The sequence below is a fragment of the Cellvibrio sp. genome (genome assembly GCF_039207905.1).
Taxonomy (GTDB): Bacteria; Pseudomonadota; Gammaproteobacteria; order Pseudomonadales; family Cellvibrionaceae; genus Cellvibrio.
In genome coordinates this window covers 139,693-158,402 of record NZ_JBCECX010000012.1, presented here as the reverse complement: position 1 = coordinate 158,402, position 18,710 = coordinate 139,693, and the positions used below count along the sequence as shown (strand labels likewise).

General features: G+C 48.0%; 9 protein-coding genes. 2 read left to right on the top strand and 7 right to left on the bottom strand.

Annotated features, from left to right (window positions below; translation table 11 throughout):
- The 3 genes from AAGC78_RS09585 to AAGC78_RS09575 form a co-directional block, all read right to left on the bottom strand.
- Positions 1 to 831, bottom strand: an 831-nt coding sequence (locus AAGC78_RS09585; protein WP_435783847.1) for a tryptophan halogenase family protein, incomplete at its 3' end; no start/stop codon positions are given.
- A 149-nt stretch (positions 832 to 980) separates the two neighbouring features.
- Complete coding sequence (locus AAGC78_RS09580; protein WP_435783846.1) at positions 981 to 4,124, bottom strand: TonB-dependent receptor; 3,144 nt, start codon at positions 4,122 to 4,124, stop codon at positions 981 to 983.
- Between the two features lie 361 nt (positions 4,125 to 4,485).
- Positions 4,486 to 7,749, bottom strand: a complete 3,264-nt coding sequence (locus AAGC78_RS09575; protein ID WP_435783845.1) for a glycosyl hydrolase — start codon at positions 7,747 to 7,749, stop codon at positions 4,486 to 4,488.
- A 372-nt stretch (positions 7,750 to 8,121) separates the two neighbouring features.
- On the opposite strand from AAGC78_RS09575, the gene AAGC78_RS09570 reads away from it, so the two are divergent.
- Positions 8,122 to 9,018 (top strand): hypothetical protein, encoded by an 897-nt coding sequence (locus tag AAGC78_RS09570; protein ID WP_435783844.1) that lies wholly within the window; start codon positions 8,122 to 8,124, stop codon positions 9,016 to 9,018.
- 88 nt (positions 9,019 to 9,106) lie between these two features.
- On the opposite strand, the gene AAGC78_RS09565 is transcribed toward AAGC78_RS09570, so the two are convergent.
- From AAGC78_RS09565 to AAGC78_RS09550, 4 genes are all read right to left on the bottom strand, one after another.
- Positions 9,107 to 10,240 carry a pectate lyase gene (locus tag AAGC78_RS09565; protein WP_435783843.1) on the bottom strand — a complete coding sequence of 378 codons (1,134 nt, stop codon included), beginning with the start codon at positions 10,238 to 10,240 and terminating at the stop codon, positions 9,107 to 9,109.
- A gap of 294 nt (positions 10,241 to 10,534) precedes the next feature.
- On the bottom strand, positions 10,535 to 11,629 hold the full coding sequence (locus AAGC78_RS09560) for a glycoside hydrolase family 5 protein (RefSeq protein WP_435783842.1): 1,095 nt from the start codon (positions 11,627 to 11,629) through the stop codon (positions 10,535 to 10,537).
- Positions 11,630 to 11,731: 102 nt separating this feature from the next.
- Complete coding sequence (locus AAGC78_RS09555; RefSeq protein ID WP_435783841.1) at positions 11,732 to 15,829, bottom strand: translocation/assembly module TamB domain-containing protein; 4,098 nt, start codon at positions 15,827 to 15,829, stop codon at positions 11,732 to 11,734.
- 65 nt (positions 15,830 to 15,894) lie between these two features.
- Positions 15,895 to 17,685, bottom strand: a complete 1,791-nt coding sequence (locus AAGC78_RS09550) for an autotransporter assembly complex protein TamA (RefSeq protein WP_435783840.1) — start codon at positions 17,683 to 17,685, stop codon at positions 15,895 to 15,897.
- A 173-nt stretch (positions 17,686 to 17,858) separates the two neighbouring features.
- Between AAGC78_RS09550 and AAGC78_RS09545 the strand changes: the two genes are divergently transcribed.
- Entirely contained in the window at positions 17,859 to 18,704 is an 846-nt protein-coding gene (locus tag AAGC78_RS09545) for a 23S rRNA (adenine(2030)-N(6))-methyltransferase RlmJ (protein ID WP_435783839.1), read from the top strand.
- The last annotated feature ends 6 nt before the right edge of the window (positions 18,705 to 18,710 follow it).

The following is an 18,710-nucleotide window of genomic DNA, read 5'->3' as shown; positions in this document are numbered from 1 at the left end:
ATGCTGAAGCGGAATATTCCACTGCCAACCTGCTGGGCGAGCGGTTACTTTTGTATAGGGCGAAGGAGTAGATACTGAGCGGCTTTGCACAGCGTAAGCACTATCACACCACAACCACTGACTCCAATTCTCGTAGCCAGTGTGCAAGGCTTCCTCGATTAACAAACCGCGAAAGCCGGAACAATCTAAAAATAAATCGCCTTCAATTATCGCACCGGTATTGAGCGTGAGCGAATCAATAAATCCGTTCTGTTGATTTAGATTAACTTTCTCTATTTTTGCATCAATATGGCGCGTACCGCGCGCAGTAGCAAATTCGCGCATATGAGCGGCGAATAAACTCGCATCAAAATGCAATGCCCAATCAAAGATTGAAAGTGATGAAGGGGGAGTTCGGGTGGGAACATTAAATTTATTATTTTTCGCCAATGTCACGCCGAGGGAATAATCACCAATCCCACTTGCAGCATTCATTTTTTGCAATTTAAGCCAAAAATGATGAAAGCCAATACCTTTAAGATCTTGCCCGAACAATCCAAAGGGGTGAATAAAAGATGAGCCGGGTTTATGCCAGTCATTAAACTGGATACCCAATTTGCAGGTTGCGCGAGTCGCGCGCATGACATCAAGGTCATTCATACCAAGGTCATAATAGAAACGGCGAATGGTGGGAATAGTTGCTTCACCCACACCAATGGTGCCAATTTCGGAAGATTCTACAAGCGTAATGCTCACGAGATTTTTAAAGTGCTGCTGCAAACTTGCAGCCGTCATCCAGCCGGCAGTGCCACCACCAACGATAACTATGGATTGGATATTATTATTTTTCATAGCAGCCAGGTTATTTTTTTAATTGCTATAGGTTGTGTCTTGCAAAAAAAAAAGCTGCTGCAAAAAAAACCTTGGGTTTCCTTGCAGCAGCTCCAGAGACTACAGCTGTTGGTAGCCTGTTTTATCAGGCTACCATTGAGCTTGCTACATTAGAACTTGGCACGAACACCAACGGTATAACGCGCTTCGAACTCGTTAACAGAAAGGAACTGATGATCTCCTTTAGAGAAATCAACATAGTACTTTTCTTGTTCGTTAGTTACGTTAGAAGCGTTGAGATAAATGGTAGTGTTTTCCAAAATATCGTAGCTAATGTTCGCATCAACGTAAGCGGTTTCTTCAGCGAAGGTTCTTGTACCTTGGATAGCCTCGCCTACGTAACGCTCACTACGATAGTTGTATGCAATACGTGCTTGCAGCTTATCGTTTTGATACCAACCGATGATATTGAATTGGTTTTCCGAGTTGTCCTGGAAGGGCAACGCTTTACCACTAAGATCTTTCACGTTGGCTTCGCTAGGTGAGTAGGTGTAGTTAGCATCCAAACCGAAGTTAGCCAGGAAGCCATCGGTGATGTCGCTAAACGCAAACTTGCCGCCCAATTCCAAACCTTCGATTGAACCACCAGCACCTTGTACAGGACCGGTAATATCAACCGTTCTACGGATTACGCCGTCTTGGTCAGGGAAACGTCCACCAGGAGTACGACCGCTGTTGTTTACGAAGCTGCTGATATCTACATAGAAAACAGCTGCGTTAATCAAGCTCGCTTCACCGATGTAGTATTCCGCAGACAAGTCGTAGTTATGCGCACGCCATGGATTCAGGTTCGGGTTACCAGCAGAGTTAGCGCCAGTTACCACACGGATATTCAAATCCAGATCGTCCGCAGTATTAACGGTCAAACCACCACCGTATTGCTTCAGGTCCAACGGAGTCATGGTTCTGCTGGCAGCAAAGCGAACTTTGAAGTCATCAGTAATGTCAGCCGCAACGTTCAACGATGGCAATACATCGGTGTAGCTACGTGAACTAACGATATCACCTACGTCGTTGGCGGTATCACCGTAGTTCTTGGTTGGGCCAGTTTCGTTTTGTCTTACAGTCAAATCAGTTTCGATAATACGCAAACCAGCATTACCACTGAAAATACCTGCAGCGAAATCACCAACAATGTAGCTGCTGTTTTCGATCAAGGTTACAGCGTAAGACTCACCTGGACGGGTAACACGCTCAGCCGAACCGAAAGTATCGATCAGGAAGGCTTCCATGTTATCGAACGCTTTAGCATCAGCCACCCACACACCAGGCAAACCGGAAGTTACGCCACCGAAGTCAGTAACGAATTTAGCTGGTTGGTATTGGTCGATAGTAGTTGGTGCCATAGCGGTATAACCCTGGAACACCATATCCGGGTACACACCAGTTTGGCCGTTAGCTGACCAGGCTTGGCCTGCCAATGGGTGCGGAACCATTTCACCAGCAGCACACTGGTCCTGGTTCATAACAACGTCGATCGCTTTCCATTGCGCGCCGCAACCCTGGGCGTCAGTTGCACTGCCCGGATACATGTAAGAGAACAGTTTAAATTCGTGGTTAGTAACATCACGTGAACTGTTTCTGATACCGGCTTCAACCGCAGTCAGGAAGCCGCCGATTGGCTCATCAAAAGAGTATTTACCCTTGGCACTGAATACGTTCAGGTCAGCAGTTGCGCGAGCACCACCACCGTCGTATGCACCAATCGCATAACTGCTTTTGTTAGCCATGTAATCACGCAGCGTTTTTTCACCGCTCGCATCAGTCAAACCACCTTTAATTGGAGTATCAAAACCGCTCCATACAGGATGATCACCGGCGATGTTGTAAATCAATTGTGGGTTTTCACCGTAACCTTGCGGGTTAGGATGAATATAACGGCCACCATTGCTGCCTACAGTATCGTTGAAGAAGCGATCGCCACTGAATTGATCAGCAATGCTCTTTGGATAGAAGTTAGGCAATTCAACAGTGCCAGTACCGTACCATGGGTCTACGCCAATACGACCCAATTGTGAACGGTACAGAGATTTGGTGTTATCGTCTGTCCAGTTACTCAGGTCGCCCTGGGTTGAACCGCTGACGAAATCATTATCGGCAGAGCCGCGGATTGCACGAACGCTGGAAGTGAAGTTACCGCCATTGTCGTAATCCAATTGGAAGTTATAGTTTTGCGATTGGCTGTTAACAGTATCGTTTACGCTGAATGAGTTAACCCAGAGCGCATTAACCGCATACTCATCAACAGAAGCCCAGGTTCTCTTTCCACCTTGAACGCCAGTATCAGTAAATTTGGTTGGATCCATCCAGTCGAGGCTTGCCCAACGGTTACCAATGTTCAAACCCATTTTACGGTCATGGGATTCAAGCTTGGTGTAGAAACCTTCAGCGATGAATTTGAAGCCTTCACCGAAATCAGCCTCAAACGCTGCGTTAAGACCGGTACGATTACGCTCAACGATACGGTTGAATGAGTCGTAACCAGGTGCTTGCAACCAGTTGTAAGCATTGTCTGCAGCGCCGTCACCACCCCAGCCGTTATCGGTGGTCACTTGGTTGGCGGTGTTACCAGAATAGTTGTTGCCCAGGTTAGATTCGCTTTGGGTAGCGGCAATCAAAACACCGATGTTTTCATTACGCCAGTTGAACAATCCATTTACTGATGGATCAGTCTCTTGGGTGTAATCACCGGTTGATGCTTCAGCTGCACCAGCAAAGGTGAAGCCGTCCTCAAAGTCAGATGGACGACGGGTACGCAGGTCGATAGTACCGGTCACACCATTCAATGCATTGCTCAAATCAGTTGACTTGTAAACGTTAACGCCTTTCATCAACTGGGATGGAATGTCGCCCAGGTTCGGTTGAGCGCCAGTCAGGTTACCTGCAGTAAGGTATTGCTCACCGTTCAACAGGGTTACTACTTGTGGCAAACCACGTACGTTAGCTCTGGTACCTTCACCTGCATCACGTTGTACTTGGATACCGGTAATACGTTGCAGGGAGTCAGCGATGGTTACGTCTGGCAGCTTGCCGATATCTTCTGCCGAAATACCATCAACAATAGAAGTTGCTTGACGCTTGGTATTAACCGCTGATTGTTGAGCACCTTTAACACCGGTTACTACAACTTCTTCAATGCTATCGTCCTGTGCTACTGCTATGCCGCTCATGCCGATGAGAGCAGACGCAACCGCAGTAGCAATCAGCTTCTTCTTAAAACCTGTAGATTGCTTTGTTGTTAGTGTCTTATTCATGGAGTTCTCCATTTATTTATTGGTATGAAATTATGTAATGACCCTCGCTCATTAAGCGTTTAATTAGACGCTCAAGAAAAACCATAGGTCACAACCGCTTTTCTAGCGAGCGCATAATCACAATTGGCACCAAAGGTGTCGTCCCACCTTCAAACTTACTCAAACCTGACGCATGTCACTTTTTACTTCGCCTAGTGGGATACCATAATTACATTACCAATCAATAAGTTAACTGTATTTTTGGTGTTACCGATGATGGGTAAATTCTACTCACGAAAAAAAGTGGTACAAATAAAAAACCCCTGCCAGAACACACTCTGACAGGGGTTAAACGAACCCTAAGACTTTTATTCGTACTTGACTACAGCTTGGTAATGCGGAACCAGTTGATGTTGAAGCCGCCTTGTTGAGCAAAAATTCCGAAGCTGTGGGTGCCAGCAGTCAGGGTGACGGTGTGGTTCACTGTCGTCCAGCTTTGCCAGCCGCCCGTCGCTGGAATCGACACATTACCCAATTGGGTTGCACCCGCATTCAGGTCAGCTGACAACAGCGAACCTGATGGGCTGGCTACGCGATATTCAATGCGATAGCTACCGGTAGTCGGGATAGTGATGCCGGCGTAAGCCATCCAATCACCTGCATCAATGTAAGACACATTCTGGCCACCATTGGTATCGGTGGTTGCTTCGGTCTGCACGCCGTTCATCGCAGTGAAAGCTTCAGCTTGTACCAACTGGGTAAACGCTGGTGCTGCACTGGAAGCCGGAGTACTGCTCGCTGCTGGAGTACTTGAGGTACCACCAGAGCAGCAACCGAATTGCACCCATGCGGTATCAATCGCGCCAGCGCCTTGGGCGATGGTGAAGAAGTAGCGCACGGTTGCACCCGCTGGAATGCCGGTCACGGTGTAGGTGTTGTTGTTATTGGCATTGGTCATGCGGATGTTTTGTTGCGCACCGCCATTGATGGTGTAGTGAATATCCGCCCAAGCCGCATTGTTCGCATGGAAGCGCACGCTGGTGCTGGTCAGTACGGTATGGCCGTAAGGTGTAGCCGCAACTGAACTGGCAACCGAGCTAGGCGCTACCGATGACTTGGAAGACGATGCCACACTGCTTGGCGCTGCTGAACTTGGGGTAGAGCTGGTCGCGCCACATCCCGCACCGCTGGATACCACTGACTGACCGGTGCGCTTCAAGGCATAACCCTTAGCAGGTACAGAGAAGTTGGTGCCGTCCGAGTAAGCCACATTGATCGCCGAACAACTGAAGTTGTAGGCAATGTAAGTCAGCACGCCGTTCTTATTAAAGGCTACCGCAGCAGGATGGTTGGCCGTCAACGCGCCAGTACCTGTTGCCAAGTGACCCAATTGCTTGAAGGTGTACACCCAGTGATAGGTGTGCGCTTTAGTCTCGCCCTCTTCAGGGATCAGGTTGTTCAGGCCGTAAGCCAACATATCATCTACTGCTGCCTGGCCATTGGTCATTGACCAGATATTCCACCAGACATCGCGCCATTGGCCATTTGGAAGACCAGATGGTTTGCCGTTGGACGATTCACTCAAGCCCAAGGTGACATAGTTAGTCAGATAAGCCGGATGCTGGCCGATATGCAACACCAACGGGCTCAGTGGCAAGCCTTGAATACCCAGGATGTGCGCGTAAGCTCCGCTGAACCAGGTAGAGAACACATGGCCGTTGCCCCAAATGATTGAGGTGGTTGGCTTGGTGTAAGTCGAGGTGAAGTTGTCGTAATCGCCACCCAACCCTTTGTAACGGTCGATGTTGTTCCAGTATTCCCAGTAAGCAGCGGTCGATGATGCATGCAGGTACATACCGCGCTCGGTCAGGGCATTGTTGCCGGTGATCATGCCGTAGAGGATGATCGCGCCGTAGGCGTTAGCGGCTTCTGAAGTCGATTCGTTGTTGTTGCCCAAGGCAAAGTTCGCATGGCCTGATGCCCAGGAGAAACCGTAGGCCGGATCAAAGTTGCGCAGGTACGGGAACATAGCGTCGTCGCGGCCGGCAGCGTAATCGCGGATCAGCAATTCAACCATTGGGCCGTACTGGGTAGATCCACACCAGCCAGCATCAACACGGCAGATTTCCGCAGCAGCGCGAACGAAATAGCCGTAGTGGAAGTGGTGGTCATTCAATTGTTGTTGCGCACCGAAAGACTCATCAAAGCCCAACAGAGTGTTCCAGTTGCTGTCATACGCGAAGTACTTGGTGGTATCCAAGGCACCGGTAGTATTAGCGCGGAACCAATCCTGCAATTCGGCTTTCAGCCAGGCGATCATTTGGTTGGCTTCGGTGGTCATGCCGATAGAGCGGGCAATCGCCGCCAGTTCAGCTACTTTGCCGTAGTTTTTACCGGCCCAATAGGTATCGGTAGCGCCATTCCAGTTAGCAGTGCCTTGATTTACAAACTCGGTCACCAGTGCACGCAATTGGGTAGCGTTGTAGTCGCCGATATTCTCGGGGAAGTAAGGCAACACACCTACATAAGGAATGGTGTAGCTGTAGCTGCTGGTGGTCGCAAACTTGGTCACACCGCGGGCAGAGCGCACTTTGTAGCTGGTCACGCCTTGGGTGGAGTTTTTCCAGTGCAGTGGCAACAGGCCAGCCATAGTGGTGACGTTAGCGCCATTGAATTGGTATTGATGGTTAACGGTCACTTTGTTGGTAGCACGATCAACGGTGTAGTTGATGTTTACCTTGTCCACACGCTGGGTAGCGTATTGGGCGAAGGCTGAGATCATCGCCGCCGACGGAGTACCGGTCAGCTGTGGCAACCAGGCAACAGTCATGCGCTTGGTGCTGTTGTTAACACCAATGCTATTGCTGTTAACACCGCTAAAAGTAGTCGCATCGTGGCCGACGATCAGGAACGCATTGCGGTTGCCCGCCACTTCAGTCCAGATCCCCAGATTGTTACCACTTTGATGGAACACCCCTTTCTCACCACCATCGGCAGACTTGGTGCGCACCACCAGATTGCCTTGCAGCGCGGTGAAGTACACATAAGGAGAACCATGCACGAAGGTCGCTTCCATCACCGCGGTAGCGCCGCTTTTCCATTGCACAGTAACAGAACCATCACTGTAATCTTTCAGGAAAGCTTCAAGGTTGGAGTAAGACGAGTTGCCTACCGCGATACCGTCAAACACTTCGCTGAACGGATCTGGGATCGCATAAATAGTCTCATTAGTACCGGTACGCAAGCCGCCGGGAATACCCAGGATGCGCACGCCGCGCTCGGTAATACGGGCAGTGATCGGATCAGGCGTAATGTAGCCAGCATCGGTAGAAACACCGACTTTCATCTCACCCAGGAACGGGATTGAACCCCACCAACGGTGAGTCATAGTCGGCTTGGTGTTCGCAGGAGCCACTTCTTGTGGGTAGATGGGGGTTGGTGCGCCGATAGGATTACAACTGCTCACACCGGGTTTAACTACACCGGCATTGTGGATCCAGTTGCCGTGGTCGACGGTACATTTCCAGCCAGCGGTATTGATAGTGTCGCTGATGTTACCAGCGCCGTAATTTAATATTGCAGATTGGCTTGCATGGGCAAAACCCAGCGCGCTCAGCAAAAGCAGGACTCGGTTGAATCTTTTCATAATAATGACCCGATAATTGTTATTGATTATTGAACCGGGAGCCCAATCGTCTCGTGGGGGGCGTACTGTTACGTCACTGTTATTGTTCTTAGAGTCCTGTGGTGGATCACCCTGAGACCGGGGATATTGCGCTCCAGTGTTGCCATCCTCCACCTGTATTTCATTCTGGTCGTCCCATGTTGACGTCGAAAAGCAAACTGGGCGTGTCTCACTTTAGGTGGCGAAAAGGTGAACCTTGCAGATAAATCTTACTTTTGGTTCGCTCTCCCCATGCGCTGGGACTCGCAACTACCAAAAAACGAACCAGGTAATAAAACATGACAAATGGCGCCCGTCCTCTAAAATAAAGTCATACAACAATGGAAGCGTTGCATGTTCACCAAGACCCACTCTATCTGGCTCATCACCGCTCTGGCAGCGCTGCTTTTTGGCGACGTCTGCGCAGCAGAGCAATCGTCGCCTGCCACAACCACCGCCTCACCGATGGTCGTGCGCTACTATGATCGCGGCCTGAAAGACGCGCGCCACGCCTATAAATTTGAATTGATCGCACGCATCCTTGATGTAACGCGCGCCGAATATGGTGACTACACCCTCGCACCCTTTGGCGAAGAGCCCAGCGCCAAGCGCCAAGCCTTATTGATCAGCGAGGGCAAAATCCTCAACCTGCTCTGGGCATCGCCCGGCACAGTCATCTCGCGTGCCGATGTCATCAGTATCCCGGTCGATATTTTGCGCGGGCTGCTCGGCTACCGGATTTGCCTGATCAACCCGGCCAACTTTCCCGCCGCCGAGAAACTGCAATCACTTAACCAACTGCAGATCGCCCAAGGGCTTAACTGGGCGGATATGGAGATTTACAAATACAACAACCTCAACCCGATACAAGCACCTACCTTTGAAGCGCTGTTTGATATGCTCGCCGCCAAACGCTATGAGTGTTTACCGCTGGGCGCCGATGAAGTCATGTACACCTGGCGCGACCAGAAAACCAAATTTCCATTTCTGGTCGTGGAGCCGGATATCCTCATCTATTACAACTATCCGATTCATTTATACGTCAGTAAAAAATTTCCGCTGCTGGCAAAAAGAGTAGAGGCGGGTTTGAAAAAGCTGCAGCAAAGCGGGGAATTTGATCGTTTGTTCAGGCAGCATCACGCCGCCGATATTGCGCAACTCAACCTGCGCCAACGCAAAGTATTTTGTTTGAAATCTCCTTACCTGCCAGACGATGGGCAATGCGAACAACCACCCGCCTTCGCTTACTAACAACTTCACCGCAATTATTTACCTGCAAAAAAAACTGCCCAATCCTTGCGGATCGGGCAGAAGCAATGCGCTACGGACGACGAAGCGCTTAGGGAGTTGGACAGGAACCCGCACACGCGGAGGTATTCATTTGGCTATTGCCGAGTAAGGTCACATCGCTTTGGCGCACATCGCAATTCGGCGTATCAAATTCCACACCGAGCGCCGAGCTACTGCCAGATCCTTTCACTACACCTTTGTAGACCTGACAGATTTTTGTTTTGGATGAACCGCTGTTATTCAGCGTTAAATTACGGATAGTCGCCACATCGCCAAAATTGGTATTGATACCGACGATGGTGCTGACATCGCGCGTGATCACATCGTTAATCACTAATTTGCGCGGCCCACCGTTAGCTGTGCAGTCACCACAGGTGCGCGCCAATTTACCCGCGCTCTGCACATAAAATTTGCTGATATGTAATTCACCGCGGCCATTAAATTGGAAGGTTTTATCGGAGCCGTTAAACGCAGCGCCGCAAGTGATATTCATGATGGTGCCTGCTGGTCCCATCGCCGTTGCCGCGTCTTCACCAATATCTTCCCACCACACGTGATCGAGCGTGCAATTGCCTTTACAGTGAATGCCATCTGCCGCGAGCGAACCGATAATCACATTTCTCACCACACCGCCTTCCTGCACTTCAAATACCGGCGGCTGACCTTCGGATTGGCTACCGCCAGTGAAGTTAAAGCGCTTGTTCTGGCCGTCAAAAATTTCGCCGGGAAGCACTACACGGGTCTGGGTAAATTGCACAGTTTCATTTGGTTCCGGTTTTTCACAGCCGGGATAATAACTACCTACCGGTGGATTACTAACAGAGCTGGACGATGAACTGCGCGAGCTGGCAATTGAACTACTCGACACACTGGTCGCTGGTTTACTTGAAGATGATTGCGTAGGCACCGAACTAGTGGAATTGCCATTGCGCGCAATGGAACATTCATTCACGCCACCGGCAATGCGTGCACCGAATGTGACTTCCGAACAAATAAAATTGCCCGACAATAATTTATAAGTAAATTTATCCGCTCGCCCAAATGCAACTGTTGTTGGCGATGCCAGCGAGCAAGTTTTTCCTTCGGAACAAATCGTGACGTAACCTGCCGGACGATTGGCAGCTAATGCACTGGATGCAATACCGGCAAGTAATAAGCCGGATAATAAAATTCGTAACCGCATAAAAAATCCCTCAGTAAAATTTAGAAGCCCGGTGAATTTATAAAAATCACTGCTGCAAAACTCATGAGGTATTGAACCAACATATACTACGAAAAACGGGAACCACGCCGACTGCACTATTATTTTTATTAACGCGCTGCAAGGACAACATCAAGTGGCAGGATGACAATGCAAGTGCGGCGAGTCTACGCTCCCGCAATCAGATTACAATCCCATTAAGCGACAAAATGTAAAATCAGGACGCAGCACACAAAAGAATTGTGTGCTGGTATACAGGAGAGGGTTATATAAAAATCAGTTTTTATTTTCGCGCAACATGACTTCGCGGAAATGTTTGCCTTGCATGGTTGGTTCATAGGTTTCGTAGTCGGTAAACATTTGTGGCGACCAGTCCGGATCAAACACCCAGGCCACCCAACTAATACCCTTACTGCCAAAGTAATCGGTAATGCGTTTGCCGTATTTGCCATCATCAATTACTGGAACATGTGCACCTTTATCAGTTGCCAGCTGGTAGCCAATTTCGGTAGCAAAAACCGGATATTTATCCGCGATAAAACCAAAATCCCGCTCCCAATTTTTTTCGTAAGGTGCAGGCACTTTCATCGGATAGGGATGACTCACGTAAGCAATATTGTCACGCTCGATAGGTGCAGTTGCGACAGGTTTTAAATCGTATGCCCAATTAAATCCAGCCACTAGCGAAATCGCTTTTGGGTTGTGCGCCTGGATAACGGTAATGATTTCTTCATTAATTGCTTTCCATTCTTCCCAACTTACAATTCCCAAACGACCACCAAACACCGTCGGCTCATTAAAGATTTCATAAAACGCAACGGCGTTAATACCGGCATAACGCTCGGAAACTGTGCGCCAAAAATCGTTGGTTTCACCGCGGTCGGTGTAGTAGGAGTTATTTTGGAACATCTGCGATTTCAGGTTGCCAATGGAATGCCAATCGAGAATCACATACATATTCAATTCGTTAGCCCAGATCACCGCTTGGTCAAGCATTGCCAGATAGGCTTGCTTGCCATTTTTACGCCACGCCGATGGATGCACGGGAATACGCACCACATTTGCGCCCCAGGCTTTAATCACCTCAAAATGCTTTTTAGTGAAATGTTTATCGCGGCTAATTTTATCCGGGTCAGAAATATTCACCCCGCGAAACACCATTACCTTGCCGGATTCATCAACAAATTTATTGCCTTGTACTTTTACCAATGAAAGCTGCTTGGTAATTTTGCTCTTATCGAAGGCAGGAATATCAGTTGCATTCCACCAGCCGCTAGCGTTTTGCCAGGCATCATCGGCCAGCGTATTTTCACTAATGAAAATAAATAGCGGAAATAAAAATAGTTTGACGCAGTAATGCAGGGGTTTCATTGCCGATCCTCGTGTGTTTTTTAAAGTGCGCTAGAAATAGCACAATAAAAAAGCAATCGGCATGAATTAACGCAATTTTACGCGCTAATAACGGGAGCTATATTAACGCTCAATTTTATAAACAATATCTACGCTTTGACTTTCACCCGACTCGGCCTCCAAGCGCAAATGTTCCGAGAGTCGATACTCCATACCTAAACTAAACGCGCGATCAAAAATCCCGACAACATAGCGCACTAGCAATTTCGGTGTAAGATATTTTCCGATCCACAATTGGCTTTGGTTAATCCCGTCGTCTGACTTTATTTCCAATTCATCAAGGTGCAACGCCTGGGTAATCTCGGTAGTAATCGAACTATTCGAATCCATACCCAAACCACTCATCGCACCGAGCAACATAGATGCATCTGCTTTGGTTGCCTCATTAACGGGCTTGCCTGTGAGCAACATCATCATGGCATCGCTTTCCGACTTTGAGGGCACCGAAAAAATATCGGCTTTTGGCCGCTGCAAAGTGCCTCCAATTTCCAAGCCGACTTGATACTCAGTATCACCTTTAATAACGCGTGATGCACGAATATCCAGCCCGGGATTTTCATACGGCCCCTGGAAAATCAACCGGCCGCGCTCAATAGTGAGCGATTGCCCATAGGCTTTATAACTCCCGTCCGACACACTCACATAACCATTGGTAAAAAATGGTCGCTGAGCCTCTTTAAGCAGATTAACTTTTCCCGATAATTTACTATTCAAACCAAACCCTTGGAATTGAACATCATTGCCCAGGGATAAATTCAAATTAGTAAATAACGTAATCGGGATACTCGATTTACTTTGGGAAAAATTTTCATCGACAATTACTGCATCTCTGGACACTGCCGTAGCAGTTTCCGGCAAGCGTTTTATATTGGCACGCGCCCAGGGAATAACCGCATCACCCGATAAGCTTATTGCTTCACTATTTGCGGTAATTTTAATATCGGGAGAGAGGGTGGCTTTTAACTGTTGCAAGTTAACAACTTGAAAGTCTGAACCATTAATAAACCCCTGCACAGTCCAGTTCGGCGTACCAAATTGATTTAAATCTCCAACTAGAGATAATTTTCCTTTACCTGATTGCAGCTGACTAACTAAATTGATATTTCCCGCTTGTGTCGAATTAATCTGCAGATCGATATTGGTAAGATCCACACCAAGACCGGGAATATTCGCCACACCATTGCGCAAACTAATTTCACCCAGCACTTGCGGTTGTGCGAAACTTCCACTTGCAAACAAGTCTGCACGGAAATCCCCTTTAACATCATTGGCAAACGTCAGCAGCGTTTCAAGCGGAGCCAAACTTGTGAAGCGAGCCTCCATTTTGCCATCGACAATTTTTTGCTGCGCTAAATCCAGATGCGTGGTTGCGTTAAGTGTGCCATAGCCCACCCACTCCATTCCTGCGACAGCATTGAGTTGCGCCTTCTTCAAATCCGCACGTGCTGCAAAATCTTTCCAAGCATAGACCTCGGTAATGCCACCGGCATACTGATAACGAAGCTCTGCATTGCGCGTGCTGATATTTGCGCTTACTTCGGTATCGTTTAACGCAAATGTTTTGCTGGTGAGATTCACGTAACCGTCCATTACACCAGCAAAATACACTTCTGTTTTAAATAGCGAGAGAAATTGACGCAGAGGAACTGAATCAACACGCGCCGTAAATTTTGCGCCGTCAGTGCTAGCCCAATCGCCATGGATACACAACTGCGGTAACGCATAACGCTCAATGCCGCTCGCCGGTAAAGGAGCAGCAGAGACAAGCCAGTCGTAGGTATTGGTGACCCGCGATTGATTTGGCAACCAATCATTTACGAGTTGCTCACGCTCGACCAATTCCGAGCGCTCCACCGCAGCAGTTAAATTTGAACGCGTAGTCAGGCACTGGGCGCCGAGCACAACTGAATTAGCATTTACACGAATAGGTTTGCTCGATTTTAACCACCAGCGCGGCACCTTTTTCAATTTGATCGCCAGTTGTTCCAATGTTCCCTGCCACTCGGTGCCATCAAAAGCACCAACGACTTTAATATCGGCGCGACCATAGGCAGTACTTCTTATTGTCGATTGCAATTGATGTTTATTGAGGGAACCAGATCCATTTAGCTTAATGGTGGAAAAATAGTTTTCACCCACATGCAATTGGTTTGCAGAAAATGCCAAGTCGTAATCTTCATTGCGCAAAGCATCCGCTACCACAGCCACTGCTTCCTGGGTTGTGATTTGTGTTTGGGGATCTTGCTGGACCGCTGTTGGTGATTGCTTTTTTTGCGCCTGAGTTATTGATAACTCAGTTTCTTCCGCAGATTCATCTGCTTGTTCTGGGGAATTATTTGTCCCGGCACCATTTGCATTTGCAACACTACCTTGCGGCGCGAGGGACAGTTCCAGCTTATCAACTCCATAACTTCCCCATTTGAATTTCTCTGCGCTCGCAGTGGCACTCATACGCGGCTTTTCCCAATCACCACGCAATTGGCCCACACTAGCCACACTGCCGGTAACGCGGTCATCCAACTGCTGCAAAATAGGGGCGTTGAGATTCCAATCCAGACTAAATGCCTCGCCCATAGAACCATTTACCTGCAATTGATTTGCACCAAAAACAATATGCAGGGAATCTGAACTGATATTTTTCCCATCGAATTTTATACTGCCATCACCTTGCACATTGACGCCGCGCATTTCACCATCAATATGCAGATTGGTTAATTCCGCATTCCATAGTTCATCGGCAAATTTGCCGCTAGTGGAAAATGTCGCGTTAAGATCACTCGGCCAATTTTCTACTAAACTCGCAAGATCCAGATGTTGGGCATTAGCATCGATTTGCCATTGCAAATCAGGCAACCATTTCACACTGCCTTTCAGCGATAGCCCCGTATCACTTTTCACTGCGGCAATAGTTTCTTCAGTAGCGTTCTCTTTATTTGCTACGGCATCTGCAACAATTTGATCGACTTTTTCTACCGCTGTTGCTTCAGAAGACGCTGTTGCTACAACCTCGGGTGATGGCACCGGCAATAATTCATTAATAAGCAATTCATCAATCTGAATTTTTTCCAAATCGCCTGCCGCAGTTGCGACAATCGCCAGTGACGGTGTGTTGGGCAAACTGATATCACCATCCACCTGCACTTTATAGCTACGCCAATTACCGCTAGCAGTCACTTTGCCACTGGTAACAGGCGCAGGCTTCGCTGGCATCCACCATTGCGCAGGAAGCGTTTGCTGTTTCCAATTTAACGCGAGCGTCATTAATGGCTCGGTCTGCAATTGTTTTTTTGCATTGACCAATTGTGCGCTGGCATCTGCATCGAGAAGCACTGGCGAAGTGATTTTGTTACTGAGTTTAAGATTGGATAAATCACCTTCAATTACAGTGGTGCCTTCATAAACCAATGCTGGCAAATTTTCCGCTGCTGCAATTGCGCTTGCTGAAGATGCAGCAGAAGTAGATGTCGATGATTGTTGCTGTGCTGCCTGCTGCACTTGTGCTGGTGGTGACGCTGGTTGCGTTTGTGCAAGCTGAGTTTCAGTTGCCGGAGCCTGCCAATGCCACTGCAAATTTGCTTTGGTTGCATAGGGAAAAGCCAAGTCACTGGCACCGGTTAGATTTAATAAGTAATCATCATGTAGGAGCGCAAGATTGTTGTAGCGCAATTTGAATTGCCCATGACTGAGCGAGCCGCTCAATTTATTCCACAACAGCTCAGTTGAACCCTGCACAAACTTAATATTGATTAATTGTAATTGATCCAATTTGATCGCCACCGGCAATCCCAGAGATGGCCATTGGCTGAAGGGTTCTGCAGGAGCAGGCATTGGTGCGGAAGGTGGAAGCTGTATTAAGATGTTTTTTGCTTGCAGTGATTGGACTGCCAGTGTGCTGTAAAGCAAAGCAGCGGGATGCCAACGAAATGAAACTTGCTCTGCGCGATAATGTTGTTTGCCATCATTGTAATCAATAAAGCTGACATCCAGACCGGTGCGCAAATTTCCCGACATTTCACCAATTGTTATGCCCGCCACAGATGCGAGGCGCGCGACAACCCAGCGGCTACCGGTTTCGGTTTCCACCAGCGCACTCACGCTAGCTAGCACAATAATAAATACGGCTAGCAAGCTAAAAACTATATTGCGAATTTTACGTAACATCAGCGTAATTGACCGTCGTGTTAAATCTCAAAACACTTAATAATATTGCCCGGTGCGATACCAGTTTACAGGTCAGGCCCCATAGTGATGTGCAAGCGCCAACCCTTGTCACCATCCAATGCTTTAGCAACATCAAGACGAATAGGCCCAATAGGTGATATCCAACGCCCACCAACCCCAGCCCCGCGCTTCACATCAATGTGTGAATCGTCAGCAGCGTTACCCGCATCAAAGAATACAGCGGCGGCCCATTTGGTATCTTTAAACAAATAGTCGTATTCAATACTATTAACTAACAAATTATTGCCGCCGACCACTACCGTTTTAGACACGCCATTTTTATCGACTTGCTGTTCTGTTGGCCCAAGCGATTGGTAATCATAACCACGCACACTTGAATCACCACCGGCAAAAAAACGAACGGATGCGGGCAACTTACTAAATTCACTGACTTCTGTAAGACCAATTTCAGAGCGCAACAAAATTCTGCCAAAGGAGAATGCCTTTATATATTTTGCCCGTGCATTGAATTGTAAATAGCTAAAATCAGAACCTAAACTTTCGGGCGATCCCGATAACTTCGCCATCAGTGTCCAACCCGCTAAAGGGTAAGGCGCACCATCGGTTTTGATACGCGTTACTGAGACTGAAGGAATAACCAGATCAGTTTTGTTTTCAGACTCGACCCCAACAAACGAGTTTTCTTGCTGATAATCCAGGGCATAGGTTTGCAGCCATTTATTATCTTGATAGTAAGTGTAGCTGGCACCGTAGGTGTTTTTATAAATGCGCGAGGTATCGGTGATCTCCTTTTCATATCCAACGTAGGTGCGCAAAAATTCGTATGCTGGCCTACTCATCGGAATAGTGTAAGCCACCAAGGCCGTCGTTTTTTTCTCACCGGTGTTGAGGTCAGCTGCAACACTATGCCCGCGATCATTCACGTAACGATCATCAAAGCCTAACAACACGCGCGGGCCGGTGTTGGTATCTACACCCGCACCCACCGAATATTCGCGCCGCTTGCGCGCTTCCAAATTGATATTAATCGGAACTTCATTGTCTTTGAGTGATTGAATTTCAGGAGAGATACTTGCCAGGGAAAAATAATTGCTCGCGTTATAGAGCGTCTTCAAATCCAGCAATTTATCGGAATCGTAATAATCGCCTTCGGATATATTTAAATAGCGGCGCAAAAAATTCCCATCAAGGATATCGTGCTGCAAGTTAATTGCACCGATACGGTAACGCGGCCCAGTGTTATAGACCAAAGCTATGACTGCTGATTTTTCGGCAACATTCACGGTAATTTGTGAATACTCAAAATTCGCATCAAAGTAACCATGAACTGAAGCGAGCGTGCCAAAGCGCGTTTTAAGTGATTCATATGCACCATGGTTTAACCGTTTACCCACGGTAATGCCGGGCTTGTCGTAGATCGACTGGAAAATATCGTCCCCGCGCCCCTCACCATTAATTTCAATGCGCAATTCCGTTACCAGTACAGGAGCGCCTGGTGTGAGTTTTAATTCCAAACCCCAACAGTCTTTATCATTGACAAATTTAGGGTCGTATTGGAGTTCGTAAAATCCGAGAGCCTGTGCAGCCTGGGTAATTTCATTTTCTGCATCACCCAATAATGCATGCAAACGCCACAGCGGCGTTTTACAACTTTCATCGGCAAGGGTGAGATGTTGACGGATATTTTCGCGCAGGCTTTTGGTACCACCCAGGATTTTAATCTCAGGCTCCGCCGCCAGAGCAGGCGCGGCTGCCAGTGCCGATACCAGAACACACAGGTACGCAAATAGGTGAGCAAAAATGGGGGAAGGAGTCAGCAAATCCAGAATCTTCACAATGAATTAAGGGCGTCCGTTACTTTAACTGCTAAATCCCACCGCTAAAAGGCCAATTTTGTGACAATCTTGTTCGGGTAATTGTTCCTCCAGATAGTTATAATTCAAGCCTTTGTTGTATAGCGCACATAGCAGCGTCTGTACTTTAACCAGTTGCCCGTTGGAACCCCGTTATGCTCAGCTATCGCCATGGCTTTCACGCCGGTAATTTTGCCGATGTACTCAAACACACAGTGTTGGTACACATGCTCGATTACATGATCCAAAAAGATAAGCCGCTTCGTATAATCGATACCCACGCTGGCGCAGGCGTGTACAAACTCAATGGGCCACAGGCGCAAAAAAATCGCGAATTTGATTCGGGTATTAGCCAATTGTGGGAAAGCGGGCCGCAACCCAAAGCGGTTGCGCGATTTGTAGAACAAGTGCGCCACGTCAACAGCGGCGGCGCATTGCAACTTTATCCCGGCTCACCACTGCTTGCACAAACGATGATGCGCCCGGTTGATCGTTTATTCCTGCATGAATTACATCCTGCCGATTTTCAATTCCTGCGCGATTGCATGCGCGATGACAAACGCATTCGTGTAGAAAATGAAGATGGCTTCGCTGGTCTGCAAGCCCTGCTGCCACCACCGGATCGTCGTGCGCTGGTTTTGATTGATCCATCCTATGAAGTTAAAAATGATTACCAACATCTGGTTAAACAAATTGTGCAAGCGCACAAACGTTTTGCCACTGGCACCTATGCGATCTGGTATCCAGTGGTGTTGCGTCAACGCATAGACGAAATGGAATTGGCACTCAAAAAATCCGGCATTAAAAATATCCAGCTGATGGAATTTGGTATGCAACCGGATAGTCAGGAGCATGGCATGACCTCCAGCGGTATGATCGTGATTAATCCTCCCTGGACGCTCTGGGCAGCAATGGAAGAAACACTGCCATGGTTGGTTGATACACTGACCGAAAATGGCACAGGCTTTTATCGCCTTGAACAATTAGTCGCCGAAAAATAACGCGCA